Origin of the sequence: Rudanella paleaurantiibacter, assembly GCF_009184635.1 — a bacterium.
In the GTDB taxonomy this organism is placed as follows: domain Bacteria; phylum Bacteroidota; class Bacteroidia; order Cytophagales; family Spirosomataceae; genus Rudanella; species Rudanella paleaurantiibacter.
Window position 1 is genome coordinate 478,657 of sequence record NZ_WELI01000001.1, and the last position, 15,364, is coordinate 494,020.

General features: G+C 53.7%; 13 protein-coding genes. 7 read left to right on the top strand and 6 right to left on the bottom strand.

The genetic code is table 11. The features are described from left to right. Positions 1-114: 114 nt before the first annotated feature. Positions 115-888, top strand: a complete 774-nt coding sequence (gene dapF, locus F5984_RS02080; RefSeq protein WP_152122331.1) for a diaminopimelate epimerase — start codon at positions 115-117, stop codon at positions 886-888. A gap of 53 nt (positions 889-941) precedes the next feature. Then, positions 942-1,871 (top strand): bestrophin family protein, encoded by a 930-nt coding sequence (locus F5984_RS02085; RefSeq protein WP_152122333.1) that lies wholly within the window; start codon positions 942-944, stop codon positions 1,869-1,871. A 6-nt stretch (positions 1,872-1,877) separates the two neighbouring features. Here the strand turns inward: F5984_RS02085 and F5984_RS02090 are convergent, their stop codons facing one another. The 4 genes from F5984_RS02090 to F5984_RS02105 form a co-directional block, all read right to left on the bottom strand. Beyond that, entirely contained in the window at positions 1,878-2,147 is a 270-nt protein-coding gene (locus tag F5984_RS02090) for a rhodanese-like domain-containing protein (RefSeq protein ID WP_152123130.1), read from the bottom strand. A gap of 96 nt (positions 2,148-2,243) precedes the next feature. Beyond that, a complete protein-coding gene (locus F5984_RS02095; RefSeq protein ID WP_185155394.1) occupies positions 2,244-5,045 on the bottom strand; it encodes a beta strand repeat-containing protein in 2,802 nt (933 codons plus the stop codon). A gap of 76 nt (positions 5,046-5,121) precedes the next feature. Then, positions 5,122-5,646, bottom strand: coding sequence for a phage tail protein (locus F5984_RS02100; protein ID WP_185155395.1), 525 nt, complete (start codon positions 5,644-5,646; stop codon positions 5,122-5,124). Between the two features lie 245 nt (positions 5,647-5,891). Next, positions 5,892-6,674, bottom strand: a complete 783-nt coding sequence (locus tag F5984_RS02105; protein WP_152122339.1) for a class I SAM-dependent methyltransferase — start codon at positions 6,672-6,674, stop codon at positions 5,892-5,894. Between the two features lie 165 nt (positions 6,675-6,839). On the opposite strand from F5984_RS02105, the gene F5984_RS02110 reads away from it, so the two are divergent. Together F5984_RS02110 and rlmB are read left to right on the top strand one after the other, a co-directional pair. Beyond that, complete coding sequence (locus F5984_RS02110) at positions 6,840-8,285, top strand: GWxTD domain-containing protein (protein ID WP_152122341.1); 1,446 nt, start codon at positions 6,840-6,842, stop codon at positions 8,283-8,285. 90 nt (positions 8,286-8,375) lie between these two features. Further along, on the top strand, positions 8,376-9,161 hold the full coding sequence (gene rlmB, locus F5984_RS02115; protein ID WP_019987745.1) for a 23S rRNA (guanosine(2251)-2'-O)-methyltransferase RlmB: 786 nt from the start codon (positions 8,376-8,378) through the stop codon (positions 9,159-9,161). Between the two features lie 82 nt (positions 9,162-9,243). Here rlmB and F5984_RS02120 read toward each other — a convergent pair whose 3' ends face one another. Further along, complete coding sequence (locus F5984_RS02120) at positions 9,244-9,606, bottom strand: c-type cytochrome (RefSeq protein ID WP_019987744.1); 363 nt, start codon at positions 9,604-9,606, stop codon at positions 9,244-9,246. A gap of 228 nt (positions 9,607-9,834) precedes the next feature. Between F5984_RS02120 and F5984_RS02125 the strand changes: the two genes are divergently transcribed. Together F5984_RS02125 and F5984_RS02130 are read left to right on the top strand one after the other, a co-directional pair. Further along, on the top strand, positions 9,835-10,575 hold the full coding sequence (locus F5984_RS02125; protein ID WP_152122343.1) for a class I SAM-dependent methyltransferase: 741 nt from the start codon (positions 9,835-9,837) through the stop codon (positions 10,573-10,575). Positions 10,576-10,747: 172 nt separating this feature from the next. Further along, entirely contained in the window at positions 10,748-12,607 is a 1,860-nt protein-coding gene (locus F5984_RS02130) for a GEVED domain-containing protein (RefSeq protein ID WP_152122345.1), read from the top strand. Positions 12,608-12,621: 14 nt separating this feature from the next. Here the strand turns inward: F5984_RS02130 and F5984_RS02135 are convergent, their stop codons facing one another. Then, the gene (locus F5984_RS02135) at positions 12,622-14,310 is read right to left on the bottom strand and encodes a VRR-NUC domain-containing protein (protein ID WP_152122347.1); all 1,689 of its coding nucleotides are present in this window, start codon (positions 14,308-14,310) and stop codon (positions 12,622-12,624) included. Between the two features lie 27 nt (positions 14,311-14,337). Between F5984_RS02135 and F5984_RS02140 the strand changes: the two genes are divergently transcribed. Then, positions 14,338-15,330 (top strand): DUF2157 domain-containing protein, encoded by a 993-nt coding sequence (locus F5984_RS02140; RefSeq protein WP_152122349.1) that lies wholly within the window; start codon positions 14,338-14,340, stop codon positions 15,328-15,330. Positions 15,331-15,364 lie beyond the last annotated feature (34 nt).

Consider the following 15,364-nt stretch of genomic DNA (forward strand, 5'->3'; position numbering starts at 1 on the left):
AGGTCTCAGCGTGCTTCCGCCCTTAATTTTCGGCGTAGGCAAGCTGAGACTTTTGTCTTTTTCCCTCCTGCCGGTTGCCCCTCGGTAACCCGGTGCTAACCTCGTTCAGAAGCCATGCATTTCTTTAAATATCAGGGTACCGGCAACGACTTTGTCTTGATCGACGACCGGGCCGAAACCTTCCCGCGTCACGATCAGGCTCTGGTGGCCCGCTTGTGCGACCGCCGGTTTGGGATCGGTGGTGATGGCCTGATTTTGCTCCAAAATCATCCTGAACTGGATTTCAGAATGGTTTATTTCAATGCCGACGGGGCCGAAGGGAGCATGTGTGGCAATGGCGGGCGGTGCATTGTCCGGTTTGCGCACGACCTGGGCCTGTTTACGGAGCACACCCGCTTCATGGCCGTGGATGGTGAGCACGAAGCCACCGTAACCGAGGGGCTGGTGTCGTTGCGGATGACCAACGTAGCCGGTATTGATCTGGGGGGCGAATATAGCTTTACCAACACGGGATCCCCGCACGTGGTCATGACTGTTGATGGGCTGGCGCAGTACGATGTGGTTGGCGTAGGTCGGCGGCTTCGGTACAGCGATGCCTTTGCGCCCAAAGGCACCAACGTCAACTTTGTACAAACCGACGAGGACGGAACGCTTTTCGTGCGGACGTATGAGCGCGGGGTCGAAGACGAAACGTACTCCTGCGGTACGGGCGTGACGGCGGCTGCTTTGGTGGCAAATCGGCAGTCGGGAGTATCCTCGCCAGTGGCTATCCGGACGTTGGGTGGGCCTTTGCAAGTTGCTTTTGTCGAGTCAGAATCGGGCGGCTACGAGCGCATTGATCTGATTGGCCCGGCAGTGCGGGTTTTTGAGGGCGATATTGTGCTCTAACAGTTTGACCGTTTGGCGGTTTATAAACAGTTACTTGCCTTACTCAACGGTATATGATTGTTTATAAAACGCACGATTGGCTACAGGCCATCTGGAAATTCCATACCGGCTCAACGGTACTATCCCTCCTCAAACGACTGGCGTTCGTGTTTGTTTACGTCGTCGTTGTGATTGTGGTCGAACTCAACTTCCTCGATTTTAAGCTCAAAAACACCCCTACGGAGTTCCTGTCGACTATGGGAATTCTGTTGAGCCTGCTTATTATTTTTCGGACCAATACCGCCTACGACCGTTTCTACGAAGGTCGGCGGACCTGGGGAGTACTGGTAAACACCTGCCGAAATCTGGCCGTGTACTACAACGCGGTGCTGGGCGAAGGCCGCCCGGCCGAGAAGCTCTTTTTCACCAAGGTGATTTCGAACTTTCCGTTTGCGCTCAAAAATCACCTGCGCGATGCCCGTAACCTGAACGACCTCGACGAAACTGTACCCGGAACACTCGCCATGTTGCAGCGTTTCGACCACGTGCCCAACGGCGTGGTGTCGCAGTTGCGTAACCGAACTGAGCTGTTGTACAAAGAAGGCGTTATTTCGGAGGGGCAACTTATCAATCTGCACGATTTACTCACCGTTTTGCTCGATGTGGCGGGTATCTGCGAGCGAATCAAAAGCACACCGATTCCATTTTCGTACAGCTTTTTTATCAAGCTATTTATTACCTGCTACATTGGCATCATGCCGTTTATGGTAGTTGAGGACTATGGTTACCTCACGATTCCGGCGGTTATGCTGGTGTCGTATGTGCTCGTGGGGCTGGAAATGATCGGTGTCGAGATCGAAGAGCCGTTTGGGCTCGAGCGCAACAACCTGCCTCTGACGCAGCTCTCACAGGTGATTCGGGTCAATGTGCATGAAATTTTCGGCTACAATCTGCCCAATATCGAGAAAGACGCGGCCAAGCTGGGCTTCGTGATTGTGACGTAAGCCTGTTCAACTCAGATCGCCAATGAGGCCGCCGTGGAGGTGATAAATGGTTTTGTGCTGTAGCTCAGGCTGTCGCAGAAAATCTTTGGCAGCTACCCGGCTTCGAACGCCGTTGGTGCAAACGACAATCAACGAGTCGAACGGCTCAATTTCGGCTTTGCGGGCCCGAATGTCGGCCAGTGGAATATTGATGCCGCCCAGATTAAACTCCTCAAATTCCCACTCATCCCGAACATCAATGAGCAGTGTGCCCGGCTGCTGCCGGAGTTGCTCCATCGTATTCAGATCAATATCGGTATAGCCTGTTGGTTGCAAAATGGGGTCGAAGGTGGGTGTATAACCACCTTCGACCCCATAACATCCCGAAAGGTTTTATCGGTTCGGGAACCGCCGTCGATCAATGGCTTCGGCGGGTTGGCTACTCCGTTTGGGAAGAGTCTGTGGCTGTACCGACGTTTGGGCTTTTCCCGGAGCGAACGCATCGCGCGTAGGGGGGGGCGCTACTACGCAGCTGGCTGAGATGGTGCTCGTAGCCGTCAGGCTTACGACAATCGACGCGCCCGTTTCACCCGTCGACCAATGTACCTCGCCATCGGGGCAGCCGGTGGCTGTCAGTTGAATGGTGTTGCCGATACACACGCTCGTTTGGCTGGCGCTAATGCTGAGGGCAACCGGAGCCTGAACGGTGAGGCTGGCCGGTGGGCTGAACGTATTGGTTTGATATACTACCCGCAACTGGTATGCTGTACCGGCAAGAAGCGTACCGGGCAAATCGACGGTCAGCTCGGTACTGGTGCTGGTAGTTGGGGTCAGGGCTGTTTGGCTGGCAAAATTATCCGTTGACAGTTCGACGCTGAAGGGGCCAGCATTGTTAAAGGGACATTGCGTGGCCGCATAGCTCAGGCTCAGGGCCTGCCCCGGCAATGGCGTGTTGGTCGAGAGGGTAGGGGCAGCCGCAAAAGCAGGCGTATTGATGGTAGCCGTGCCAGTGGCGGTTGTAGTACAAGTACCAATGGTACAGGTGGCTGTGTAGCTGCCCGTCAGGCTGGCCGAGAACGTACTGCCTACTACACCGCCGGGCCAGGCTACTGTACCACCCGTACAACCATTGGCCGTGAGTAGCACCGTACTGCCTGAGCAGGCAGAACCGCTACCACTCACGGTAAAGCCCGTAATGGTGTTGTTTTGGGCGACGTTGGTGCTGGCTACGCTGGTACAGCCGTTGGTGCCGGTTACAGTAACTGAGTAAAGTCCGGCACTACTTACGGTAGCCGTTGGGCCCGAAGCCCCCCCCACCTGCACGGCCCCGCTGCTAAACGCAAACGAAGTCCCTGATGTAGTGCCCGCCGTGAGGGTCACGCTGGTAGCCGTACAATTAAGTGGGCCACTTGCTGCAAGGGTAGCGCCGGGGGCGGTGGTGTTGCTCGTGATGTTGCTGGATGCGGTAGCTGTACAGCCGTTGGCGTCGGTAAGGGTGACCGAAAACGTACCCGTTGTGTTGACTGTGATGGTGGGCGTGGTAGCCGTTGTCGACCAGCGGAAGGTACCTGTACCAATAGCGGTTAGCGTTTGGGTAGGCTGAGTACAGGTGAGTACCGCACTATTGGGGTTAATGCTTACACTCGGTGGGGTACAGCCGGTGGTAAAATTAAAGATGGTATTCGTAAGGATACCCCGGAAAATACGACCATCGGCATCGAAAAAAGTCCCCTCGTCGGCTCGCAGTGCGTAGTTGGTCAGGCTGGCTAGCGTACTGTTAGGGTTAACTGTCCAGGTGGTTCCTGACCCAGTTACCTGCGCGCTGGTGACCGGGATCGTTTCTACAATGCTATTATTGGAGGTGCGTACCAGATATAGGTTGCCTGTTCCTTTGGCCATGCTCCGGTTAAATGTCAGTACCAGATTGGCTGTGATTGACACGTTGGTGGCATTATTGGCGGGGTTAGTTGAGCTAATAACGGGTGGGGATTCATTCTGCCGGATAATCCGCCCTGCTGAGCTTGCTGTACCCTCGAATAGGTCTGTATCGCCATCGTTGTCGTAGTCGATAGCGTACAGCGCTGCACTATTGGTGCTACCAATCGTCTGAAATGAAATGCCACTGAGTGGGCCCGATGGAAATGAACCACTTCCGTTTGTCGCACTAATGATGTTGCTAAAATCGCCACTACCATTATTAAGCCTTAAACCAATGTCGTTGCCTGCTGTCGTGCCCGTCTGATAGAGGATATCAATGTCGCCATCACTGTCTACATCGAAGAAAACCTGACGTCTGAAGGCGGCTATCGTCGGAAATGGGCTGGTCTGGACACTAAAGCTACCGTTGTTGTTGCGAAGCACCCGTCCGGCACCACCTGCTACTGTCTCATACAGGTCGGTATCCCCATCATTATCATAATCAACAGCAACCAGAGCTGTGTTGCTGGTAGGGCCGTTGACTTCTCGTATGGTGATCCCATTGAGTGGACCCGATGAAAATAAGCCGGTTCCATCGGAAGCTGAGAAAAGCGTACCGAAATCGCCACTACCATTGTTCAGCCTCAGGGCAATGCTGTTAGTTGCTACTGTAGTGGACTGGTACAGAATGTCTACATCCCCATCGTTATCTGCATCAAAGAAAAGTCGGCGGGCAAAGCTGGCTAAGGCGGGGAACGGGCTGGTCTGGACACTAAAACTCCCGTTGTTGTTACGCAGAATCCGCCCGGTAGAAGAGGATGTCGTCTCGTACAGGTCTGTATCTCCGTCGTTATCATAATCCAGTGCTACTAAGCCGGTAGTACTGTTTGGGTTACTCACCTCGCGTAGAGCAATTCCGTTGAGTGGCCCAGATGTGAAGAGCCCAGTTCCTTCAGTAGCTGTATGTGTAGTGTTAAATCCTCCACTACCGTCATTGAGATTTAAGCCAATTCCGGAGCCTAAGGTTGTGGTGGTTTGGTATAGAATATCAATATCTCCATCGTTATCGGCATCAAAAAAAAGCCGCCGTTGAAAGCCTGCCAGAGCTGGAAACGGACTGCCGGGTTCTGAATAAGCCACTGGAGCCAACAGGGCATGAGCAGTGGCTTTGGGTGGGTCAGTTGGTGAAGTGGCCGCCTGGATAGAAAACGTAAATAAGCAATGGAGCAAAAGGCCCAGAAAAGCCATCTGGGCTGATGGAGCGTAGCGATTCGTCATGGTTGGATAGAGGAAGGGAACAGGTCTAAACCCGGCTTTGTAATCAGACAAAGCCGGGTTTAGACCCACAAATGCCTTAGTTACGGCTTGGGAAAATGCCATACAGCGCAATGCAGTAGTTCATTGCCAGGTAAGGCTGCATGTTGTTGTGGGGCTGGTTGCCACCGGCTGCTCCTATGGCCTGCTGACTGGCCGTGGCGTCGATTGTAGCACCATATCCCGAAAGTGGTTCACCACCTGACGATGATACTGCCGGAACATTCCCGCCTGGCGTAGGGCTCGTGCCTGCCTGGTTCGATACATTGAGTGTATGCACGTGTTGAGGCATTTCGTTGTATAAGAGCGTGACGTTCTCTGTGCCCGACATCTCACCAATAACGCGCGGTGTCAGGCCTGGACCATTGCCCATACCGATAGGAGTACGGCCACGCAAATCGGGAAGAGCAAACGTAGTTTGTCCGTTACCGCCGTACGTGGTTCCCAACAAGGCAAATAAGGCTGAGTTTTGCGAAATAGATAATAGTTGCCCGTTGCAGAATGCCCAGTCTTTGGGGGGGAAATTGAAGCCAAACAGGCCAATCATGCCAATGAAAACTTCCATGATTTGAAAAAGTAGTTAGAAAATGTTGGTAGAATAGAATGGTTCAGTACAACCGTATGGATTGCCTGCCTAATGTATATAGGTTGATTATATTAGTATTTAGATGCATTTATATTTTCTGGTATTCGGTAGGACTTTCTGGTATTTGGTAGTTGATTTTTAGGGTGTTGTGTTTTTGGTTACAGGCGATGGGCACAAAAAAAGCCACTCGGTTGGGAGTGGCTGTATGGGTGGATGGCTACTAATTACTTTGTGGCAACGTAGAAAAAATCGAGGCTTTGGGCAGGGGAGTCGCTCAGTACATAATCGGTGTGCCGGATTTCGGCGGCCAGACCATCCTGCTTCAGCAGCCTGTTGCGATTCATGCGGTTGGCAATATCGTAAGGCACCTGAAGTAGTCGGCGGGGCAACCGGTATTGGAGGTTGAAAATGTCCCAGCGCGTAAATCGTTCAACCGACTTCTTGTTTTGCTCGTAATACGTCATCACCTTGTCGTTGCCGTGGATACCGCGCGTTTCGACAACTGGGAAATAGCGGCCCATGAGTGCCCGAAGCTCGTCGGCTACGTACTCGCGCACGTGCCAGGGGTTGCGCGTCAGAGAGTACGACTTGTTGACCGTTGTGAGCAACAGTTTACCCCCCGGCTTGAGTACCCGGTAGGCTTCCTTCACAAACAGGTCGTCGTTTTCGATGTGTTCAATTACCTGAAACGTCACCACGAAATCAAACGTATTGTCGGGCAGAGGTTGCCCGGTGCCGTCGGTGAGGGGGGGGATATTAGCCGCTACGAAGGTAGCCTTGGGGTAGGCCAGCTGAAGGGAGCCAATCAGGTCGGCGTTTTTGTCGATACCCGTGTAGTGGGTTGCCGCCTGCGTGAGCAACTCCAGCCCGCGGCCCCAGCCGCACCCAATTTCGAGCACTTGGCCGCTTACCATTTCCGCGGCTTCGACATACGGAAAAAGCAGCCGCTGATGAACCGGGTTGTCGGAGGTAATTTCGGCGGAGGTAATCTCGGTGGTTTTGTACATGCGTAAAGTCGATAGTCGGTAGCCGACAAAACAGGGCGCCTGTCGACTATTCTACAAAATTACTCGTTTGTGTTTGCAAAGAAAAATAGGAGTTTACAGGCCATAAGGCACCTCTTTTTCGTTATTTTACCGTATCTTATTCAGAACGTTACTTATCTGTGGTGTATGCGCCTACTTTCCGCGATCACACTAACCCTGCTTGTGTCGGCCTGTGCTTCGTCAAAAAAGACCCAGCCGACGGCCTACGACTCGAATCGACCCACACCGTCGCGGGCTGAAACCCCTAACCGGCCGAGTGACATGAGCAACCGCCCCCGGACTGCCGGTTCGCTCAATGCCGACCCCGGAGCGTCGGCTCCCGGAGCATCGGCGCGCCCGGCTGGCAGCCCCAATGCCCGGCCTACCACGCCAGCCTCGGGAACCCCTCTTACCGGTGGTGGCAATTCGGCGTCTGATTACGCGGTTACGGCTATCAAAGGCAAGTTTCTGACCGTCGACAGTACGGCCACCCGCGTGTATCTGCACATCTACACCCGTCAGCCGGATGGGAAGCCCATTCGGAATATCGACGATTTTGCGACTCGGTTTCTGGTCAATTACGTGTTGTACCCCGACTATAACAACCGGGAGCGGTTGGGCTACGGCAATGTGCCAATCAATGCCGAAACCATGACTGTGTTGGGCGATTATCTGGTGCTAAACTTCGAGGTGAAACGCCCTAAAGATGCTGTTTCGGCCATTATGCTCACTGAGATTACCGAGGTGAACTCGGGCCGCAAAGCTCTTAACGATTTGCAGCTTCGGTTTCAGGCTCCGCGTGTCACCGATCGGTTTACCCTGTTCGATGCACAGGGACGATTGCCCCGGTTGCGCAATTTTGTGAGCCGTAACGATACCGTTGTGATTCGGGATGTCAACGGTACGAGCAAGCCCTTGTATGGTTTCCGATACAAGCACGAGTTCGACGCGGCCTCGTCGCCGATGAACACCGGTAACCGGCCCGTTCCGAAAACATTGGCGGTCGACTCAACGCTCACCGTCATGACCAACCAGCCCTTTCAACTGCCTAAAGAAGGTTTGTATTTCTTTCTGGAAGACACCACCGATACCTATGGACTGGGCCTGATGGTGACCGACAACCGGTTTCCCAAACTGACCCGCCCTGAGAAGCTGGCTAAACCGGTAATGTACGTGAGCACCAGTTCGGAAATGAACGAGCTGGGGGGCGCGTCGGACGCTAAAAAAGCCCTCGACAAGTACTGGCTGGGCCTTATGTCGGGCAACGAAGATGTAGCCCGGCGTACCATTCGGGCGTATTACAACCGGGTGGAGGAAGCCAACCGGCTTTTTACAACTTACAAAGAGGGCTGGAAAACCGACAAAGGCATGATTTACATTGTGCTCGGCCCTCCCGACCGGGTGCAGCGTAGCCGCGACCGCGAGGTGTGGGTGTACAACCGGCGGGCCAACGTGTCGGAGATCAATTTTACCTTCAACCGCAAGCCCAATCAGTTTGTCGACGATCATTACGAACTGGTGCGTTTTGCGGAGTACCAGCCGGTATGGTACCCCATTGTGGAGGCCTGGCGTACCGGTGCAATTCGGGACTAATTTGGGTACAATCGGTCGGGGGCGACGAATAACGCGAAGAGTTTGCGACCTTTGCGGTATTCGTCGCCCTTTGGCGATTAGAAAAAGCATATGAGTTATAACAACAGACCCAATCGGCAGCGCCCCAATTTCCGCCCGGAACCCAGCTCTGACGATATGGTATTCGGAATCCAGTCGGTGCTGGAAACCCTGCGGTCCGATCAGCAGATCGACAAGCTATACATGGAAAAGGGGATGAGTCACCCCGAAATTCAGCAGCTGGCTTTCCAGAACCGCGTGACCATTCAGCGGGTGCCGGTAGAGAAACTGGACCGCCTGACGCGCAAAAACCATCAGGGCGTGGTTTGCCTGGTAGCAGCCGTACAGTACGTGAAACTCTCCAACGTACTGGCCGATGTGCACGAACGGGGCGAAACGCCGTTTCTGCTTCTGCTCGACCGGATTACCGATGTACGCAACTTTGGGGCTATTGCCCGCACGGCCGAGTGTGCCGGGGTTCAGTGCATTGTGATTCCGGGCCGGGGAGCCGCTGCAATCGGGTCCGATGCCATGAAAACCTCGTCGGGGGCGCTGAACCATATTTCGGTATGCCGGGAGTACAACCTCGAAGATACCGTAGCGTATTTGCAGAAATCGGGTGTTCAGGTGGTAGCCTGTACCGAAAAGTCACCCCGTGATTTGTACGAGACACCAACCGATATGACCGGGCCGCTCGCTATTGTGATGGGCTCCGAAGAAGACGGTATTTCGCCGGAGATTCTGAAGCTGGTAGATACCCACGTTAAAATTCCGCTGCTGGGGTCGGTGGGCTCGCTCAACGTATCGGTAGCAACCGGCGTGGTGCTGTACGAAGTGGTGCGGCAACGGAGTAAATAATGAATACTGTATAACGAAAAATGGGTAATGTGTAACGGGTCTGAACATCCATTACGCATTACCCATTTTTCGTTACGCGTTACTACGCTTTCTTTTTCGATGGAGCCTTTTTAGCGGTACCGTCGAGCGTATTGATCCACTTCGCCAGTTTCAGCGCATCTTCCTTCGGCACCTGCTTCATCGGAGCCATCGGCGGATAACCCGGCCAGTTTGATGGCTTGGGGTTATAGATCAGCTCAACAATCTGAGCGTCCGTATAATTTTTCTTCGCCACATCTTTATAAGCCGGACCAACCAGCCGCTGGTCTACCCGGTGGCAGGCAATACAGGTATGCTTCGTCATCAGGGCTTTCATGTCCTCAGGAATGTTGTCCTGAGCCTGCGCATTGAATGAACCAACGGCCATAGCTGCCGTTGCGAACAATAAGCCAAACGTTTTCTTCATGGGGCAATCGTTAGTAAAAAGAACTGGTTAATAGAAGGGATAGACCCCCAACGGTGGAAACGGTAACTCGACGGATTCCGTCAAACAACTGTAGACCAAAGTTGGACATCTGTAAGCAACAGGTTGTATTGGGCAAAAATACGGTCTTTAGCGTCTTAGGCCAATTAAAACCTAACTTTATCCCATAAAACGATTCTTTGATCTGTTTTACCCAAAAAGGTTTAATCGATGGCAATTCTTGATCGATTTTCGGCCCACGCTGCCAGTTACGCCCGGTACCGGATCGACTACCCGGCCGAGTTGTTTACGTATGTTCTGGCCGCTGTGCCCGCCCGAAATCAGGCCTGGGACTGCGCCACCGGCAACGGGCAGGTTGCCACGGCTCTTGCCACGTATTTTGAGCAGGTAGAAGCCACCGACATCAGTCAGCAGCAACTTACCGAAGCCCCCACCCGGCCCAACGTGCGGTATCGGGTGAGCCCAGCCGAGCATACGCCTTTTGCCGATGGGCAATTCGATCTGGTCACGGTGGGGCAGGCCCTGCATTGGTTCGATGTGGATGCGTTTCACCGCGAAGTCCGGCGGGTACTCCGGTCGGAGGGCGTAGTGGCCGAGTGGGGGTATGGCCTGTGCACCGTCAACCCGGCGGTCGACGGGCTGGTGCGGGATTTTTACACCGATGTGATTGGCCCGTACTGGGACACCATGCGTCGGCATGTAGAGGACCGATACGCGCAGTTGCCGTTTGATTTTGCTGATGTGCAGCACGCCAGCTTCACGGTTGACCGACGCTGGACGGCCGAGTGGTTCCTGAACTACCTGCGTACCTGGTCGGCGGTGCGGAAATTTATCCAAAGAAACGGCCATGACCCGGTCGATGCGCTTGCCGGGCCGGTAGAGGCAGCCTGGGGAGCAGGCGAAGCCTTGGTACAGTTTCCGGTATTTCTGCGCCTGGGGCGAAATAAGTAGTTATACGGGTACTTGAGGTAAGTGTCTTTTCTTTGTGTCTATCTTGGTAAAACAATATAGAAAGGGCGCGTGATGAATATAAAACAGACCTAATAATTGAAAATGGCCTTTATTCGTTTTTAATCTGAAGTGAGCCTGTTAGCTTGGTATCCTTTAATCTGAGCTAACTTTTATGCGGATTTTTACTTACGGATGTCTGGTTCTGTTTATATGGGCTTGTAGTACGCTGGTAACACTGGCGCAAAAGGGCCAAAAGGCTGCTGGCCCTCTGGGCGAATGCGGTACCGTTTCTCCCAGTAAAGAGGCAATTGACGCGGCCGAACAGGCTATTTTCGACCTCAAAAAAAAGCTGGGCAATAAGGCTCTGCCGGGGCCGGTAAGCTTACCCATTAAGGTACATATCGTACGTCAGACAAACGGATCGGGCGGGGCTACCGTAACGGCCCTAAATGCAGCACTCACACTGTTGAATGCCAAGTACCAACCCGTCGACATTCAGTTCACGCAATGTGGCCCTATTCATTACATCGATAATGATAATTTTTTTGCGTGCGATCTTAATTTGGATCAGCCCTCTCTGGTGCTCAATAACGTTAACGATGCAATCAATTTGTACGTGACTGGCACTCTGGTAGCCGATGGGAGTGGGCTGAACGGGGTCGCTTATTTTCCGAGTGGTGCGGCCAGCTCAAACCAGATGATTCTGAGCACGGCTGCGTTAAGCAACGGCGAAACCCTTGCGCACGAAATGGGTCATTACCTGAACTTGTATCATACCCATGAAACGGCAAAAGGCAAGGAGCTGGTAACTCGCGGAAGTGGTGCCAACTGTACAACCGCCGGTGATTTGGTTTGTGATACCCCCGCTGATCCTTGCTGTTACTTCTATAATGTATCAACCTGCACCTACACCGGTACGGCGGTGGATACCCAGGCCAATTCGTACACGCCCCTGGTGAGTAATATTATGTCGTACTACGGTGGTTGCCGGACTCAGTTTACGCCGGGTCAGTACAGTCGTATTGCCGACGGGTATCTCTATCGTACTTCGCTCATGCAAACGTCTGGAGCGTATGTGTACAACACGGCTTGCCCGGTTGTAGCGGCCCCGACTAATCTCTCCGCTCAGGAAGGCACGTGCTCGGTACGTTTGAACTGGACTGACAACAGTACCAATGAGAACGGGTTTATTGTGGAACGCTCGCTAAGCCCCAGCAGCGGGTTTATTGCTGTTGGGACGGTGACTTCCAATGTGACATCCTTTACAGATACCAGCCCGGTTGCAGGTATGGCTACCTACTACCGAGTTGTGGCAGCAAACAGCAGTGGGACAGTTGGAAACACTGTTAGCGTAACCGTTGCGCCAAACAACATTTGTTACTGTGTGCCGGGCGTGACCAATTGTACTTTAGGTGACGATATTATCAATTTCGCCTTGCGCTCGGAGAGCGCCACGCTGCTTAATCAGGCCTCTGGATGCGGAACAAACGGGTATTCAGATTACAGTTCCGTGTCCTCGGCAACGCTGACACCCGGTCAGAGCTATACCATAGCGGTTACCAACCGGGCTCAATACCCCGAAGGATTTGCGGTTTGGATTGATTTCAACGGGGACAAAACGTTTGCTGACTCAGAGCGGGTATTTACATCCGCAACGCACTCCCGAACGGCTGTTCAGACGGCTACGTTTACCCTATCGCTCAGCGCTCTGGCAGGAACTACGCGGCTCCGAGTTCGGCAAAGTGATGATAGCAGCCCGGTGCCTACCTTGTCCTGTAATTCGTATGTCTACGGCGAAACAGAAGATTACACAGTGGTTATTTTGCCCTCCACCGCTACGAGCGTTGCCTCGGGCGCCTGGACAAACAGTGGGATTTGGTCGTCAGGACAGGTACCGACCGCAGCGGTTGATGTGACGATCAATGCGGGGCATACGGTTACGGTGGATACCCCTGCAGCTAATGTTAAAAGGCTACAGTTGAATGGGAAACTGTTATATCAAACTAATAGTAAGTTGAGGGTAGGGCAATAAACCACCTGGCTCCACTACGCTTCCCAGATAACCCGCACCACCTTGGCCCGCACGCCGATGGTCTGAAAAAACTGAAGCCAGTGTAACTGCTGCGGACCGAGGTGGTCGGTGGGTGATTTTACTTCGACAAATTCGTACTGCCCGGCCTCGTTCCAGATCAGCAGGTCGGGAAAACCGCGCGTGTGTTCGCGCACGTTGCGAGCCATTTCGAGCAGAATGAGCCGCAACTGCTCGACATCGAGCACGGTAATGATCTGATTGACCAGATGAAGTAATTCGTCGTTCCAGTCGACCAGCACGTTGGTGATGCCGTATTTAGCGTTGAACATCCGGCCTACGTGCCGACGCCAGTCGTCGGGGGTTTCGAGTTCGGTCAGGCGCTTGCGGAGGAGTTCGGCCCGGCGGAGGTAGAAATCGGGCAGGTAAAAATCCGACGGGGCGCGTTGTAGCGGGTGGTGAATAGCCGACACGTTGGCGTCGTAAATAATGTCCCAGAACACAAGCCCAAACAGACCCCGCCAGGGGTAGTTCTCGGTAAAGGCCGCGTCGAAATCTTGCTCTAGGTAGTAGTTCATCACGCCATTTTCGACGTGGTGCCGGTACGCAGCCGGCACCGATACGCTCTCGGCATCCGACAAGAAGCGGGTGGTTGTTTTGCGGCTCCGCTTTTTCTCGCTCAGTCCGAGAATCTTGTCGCGGAAATCGTTGGCAAAGTATCGTTCCTCGGCGTTTTGCGGAGTCACGGCAATCTCGTCGCAGAGGGCGAGGGCCTCGTCCATTAGCCCATTCCGAAACAGAAGCCGTACCCGACGTTCACGGGCGGGCACCCGGTCGGAGAGCTCATACACGGCCAACGCCTGATCGGGTAGCTTATGCCGTTCCAGAAATCCGCCCACTTTGCACACCAGCCGTTGGTAGCCCGGAATGGCAATTTCGGAGAGCTCGGGCCGGGTTTCGTTCCAGTTCAAAAACCAGTTGTAAATATCTTCGGCGGGTGTTTCGGCTTGTTTGAGGTCGTAAAAAGCCTCACCCGTGAGCGAAATCAAGAGCTTATCTTCTACCTCTTTCCGCGACCGAAACCGGGCGGTGAGCTTGCTCTCGTCGTACCGCTCAAAGTTGACCATGCCCAAATCGCGAATTACAAACTCGGTCATATCGGAGCTGCGATTCCCAAAGAACAGGTACTTAAACATAGTCACCTCGGCCTCAAACCGCATTTTAACCACCGTCTCAAACGTGGTCAGGCTGGTCACTACCTCGCCAAAGTTCAGTTCGTGCAGGGCATAGGCCGTTACCTCTTCTTTTTTCTGCGCCCGGAGGGGTTTCAGCTCTTCGGGTTCGAGTGGCAGGAGCGAGAGTAGTTCGGGCTTCGTGAAAACGCTTAGAGCTTCCTGCCCCATAACCTCGTGGTGGGTCGACAGACGTTCTACAAAGCCGGTTTGCAGTAACTCGGTCAGGGCAGCCGGTAGGTCAGTTATCTCGGTATACTGTAGTTTGTTTACCCGAAAAAACAGTCCTTTGCGGTTGCTGAACCGCACAAACAGACATTGCGCATCCTCACTCAGAGCGCTGAACCGAGCCACGAAATCCGTTTCGGCTTCGTTAAGTAACGAGCCGTAAAGCCGCTTGACAAAGTCGAGGACGTAGCGGAAATTGTGCAGATAATACCGGGGTGTAAGGGGCGTTTTCTGGCGACCGAGCATACTTGTATAACACCAAATCAGGCGAATATGTCCCCTAAAGAGATCCTGGACCAACTGCATGAGCGGGGGCTTTTACCAACCGGCCAACACGCACTAATCGACCGCGTTGAGCGCGAACGGCCGTTTTCGCTGCATTGGGAATTGCGCTCGGTGCTGTACGTCGGAATTCTGTTCATGAGCTCAGGACTGGGCCTGCTGATCTACGAAAACTACGACGCACTTGGTCACGTGACTATTCTGGCCGGTATTGGCCTGTTGTGCGTGGCGGCCTTTGCCTACGCCTGGTCCGTGCGACCGCCCTGGACCCCCGCCCTCACGCAGTCGCAGTCACCGTTTGGCGATTATGCGCTGGTGCTGGGGTGTTTGCTGTTTCTGTCGCTCGAAGGCTACGCTCAGTACGAATACAATCTGTTCGGCGACCGGTACGGACTCGTGACGTTTTTGCCCGCTATTCTGTTTCTGGCGCTGGCCTACCGGTTTGATCACCGGGGCGTGCTGGGTATGGGTCTCACGGCGCTTATGGCCTGGGTGGGAGTTACGGTTCGCCCGTTGGATCTGTACCTGAAAACTAACTTCTTCGACGAGCGAGTCATTTATTCTGCCCTGATGTTGAGCGGAGTCCTGATTGGGGCTGCAATGCTGCTTCAACGACGGGGGATAAAACCCCATTTTACGTTCTCGTACTTGCTCGTGATTGGCAACCTGATGCTGGTAGCCTTGCTGGCAGGCATGTTCAATGTACCTGACTTACGGCTGCTGTTTGCGGTCGGCCTGGCCCTGGCCTGTATGCTGTTTGATCGCTACGCCCGCCGGGAACAGTCATTTCTGTTTGGGCTGATGGCCGCTATTTATGGGTACATTGGCCTGAGCTATTTGCTATTCCATTACCTGCGCCCCGACGAGTATGTGTCGACGTTCTACCTGTTGTTGTCGGGCGGGGTACTCGTAGCGTATTTGCTGACGTATAAAAAACAAAAGATCGACCCTGATGCTCCACCGACCGGCCCAATAAGCCGTTAACGCGCCGGTGGCGTGGCTGATCGTTTTCTACTCC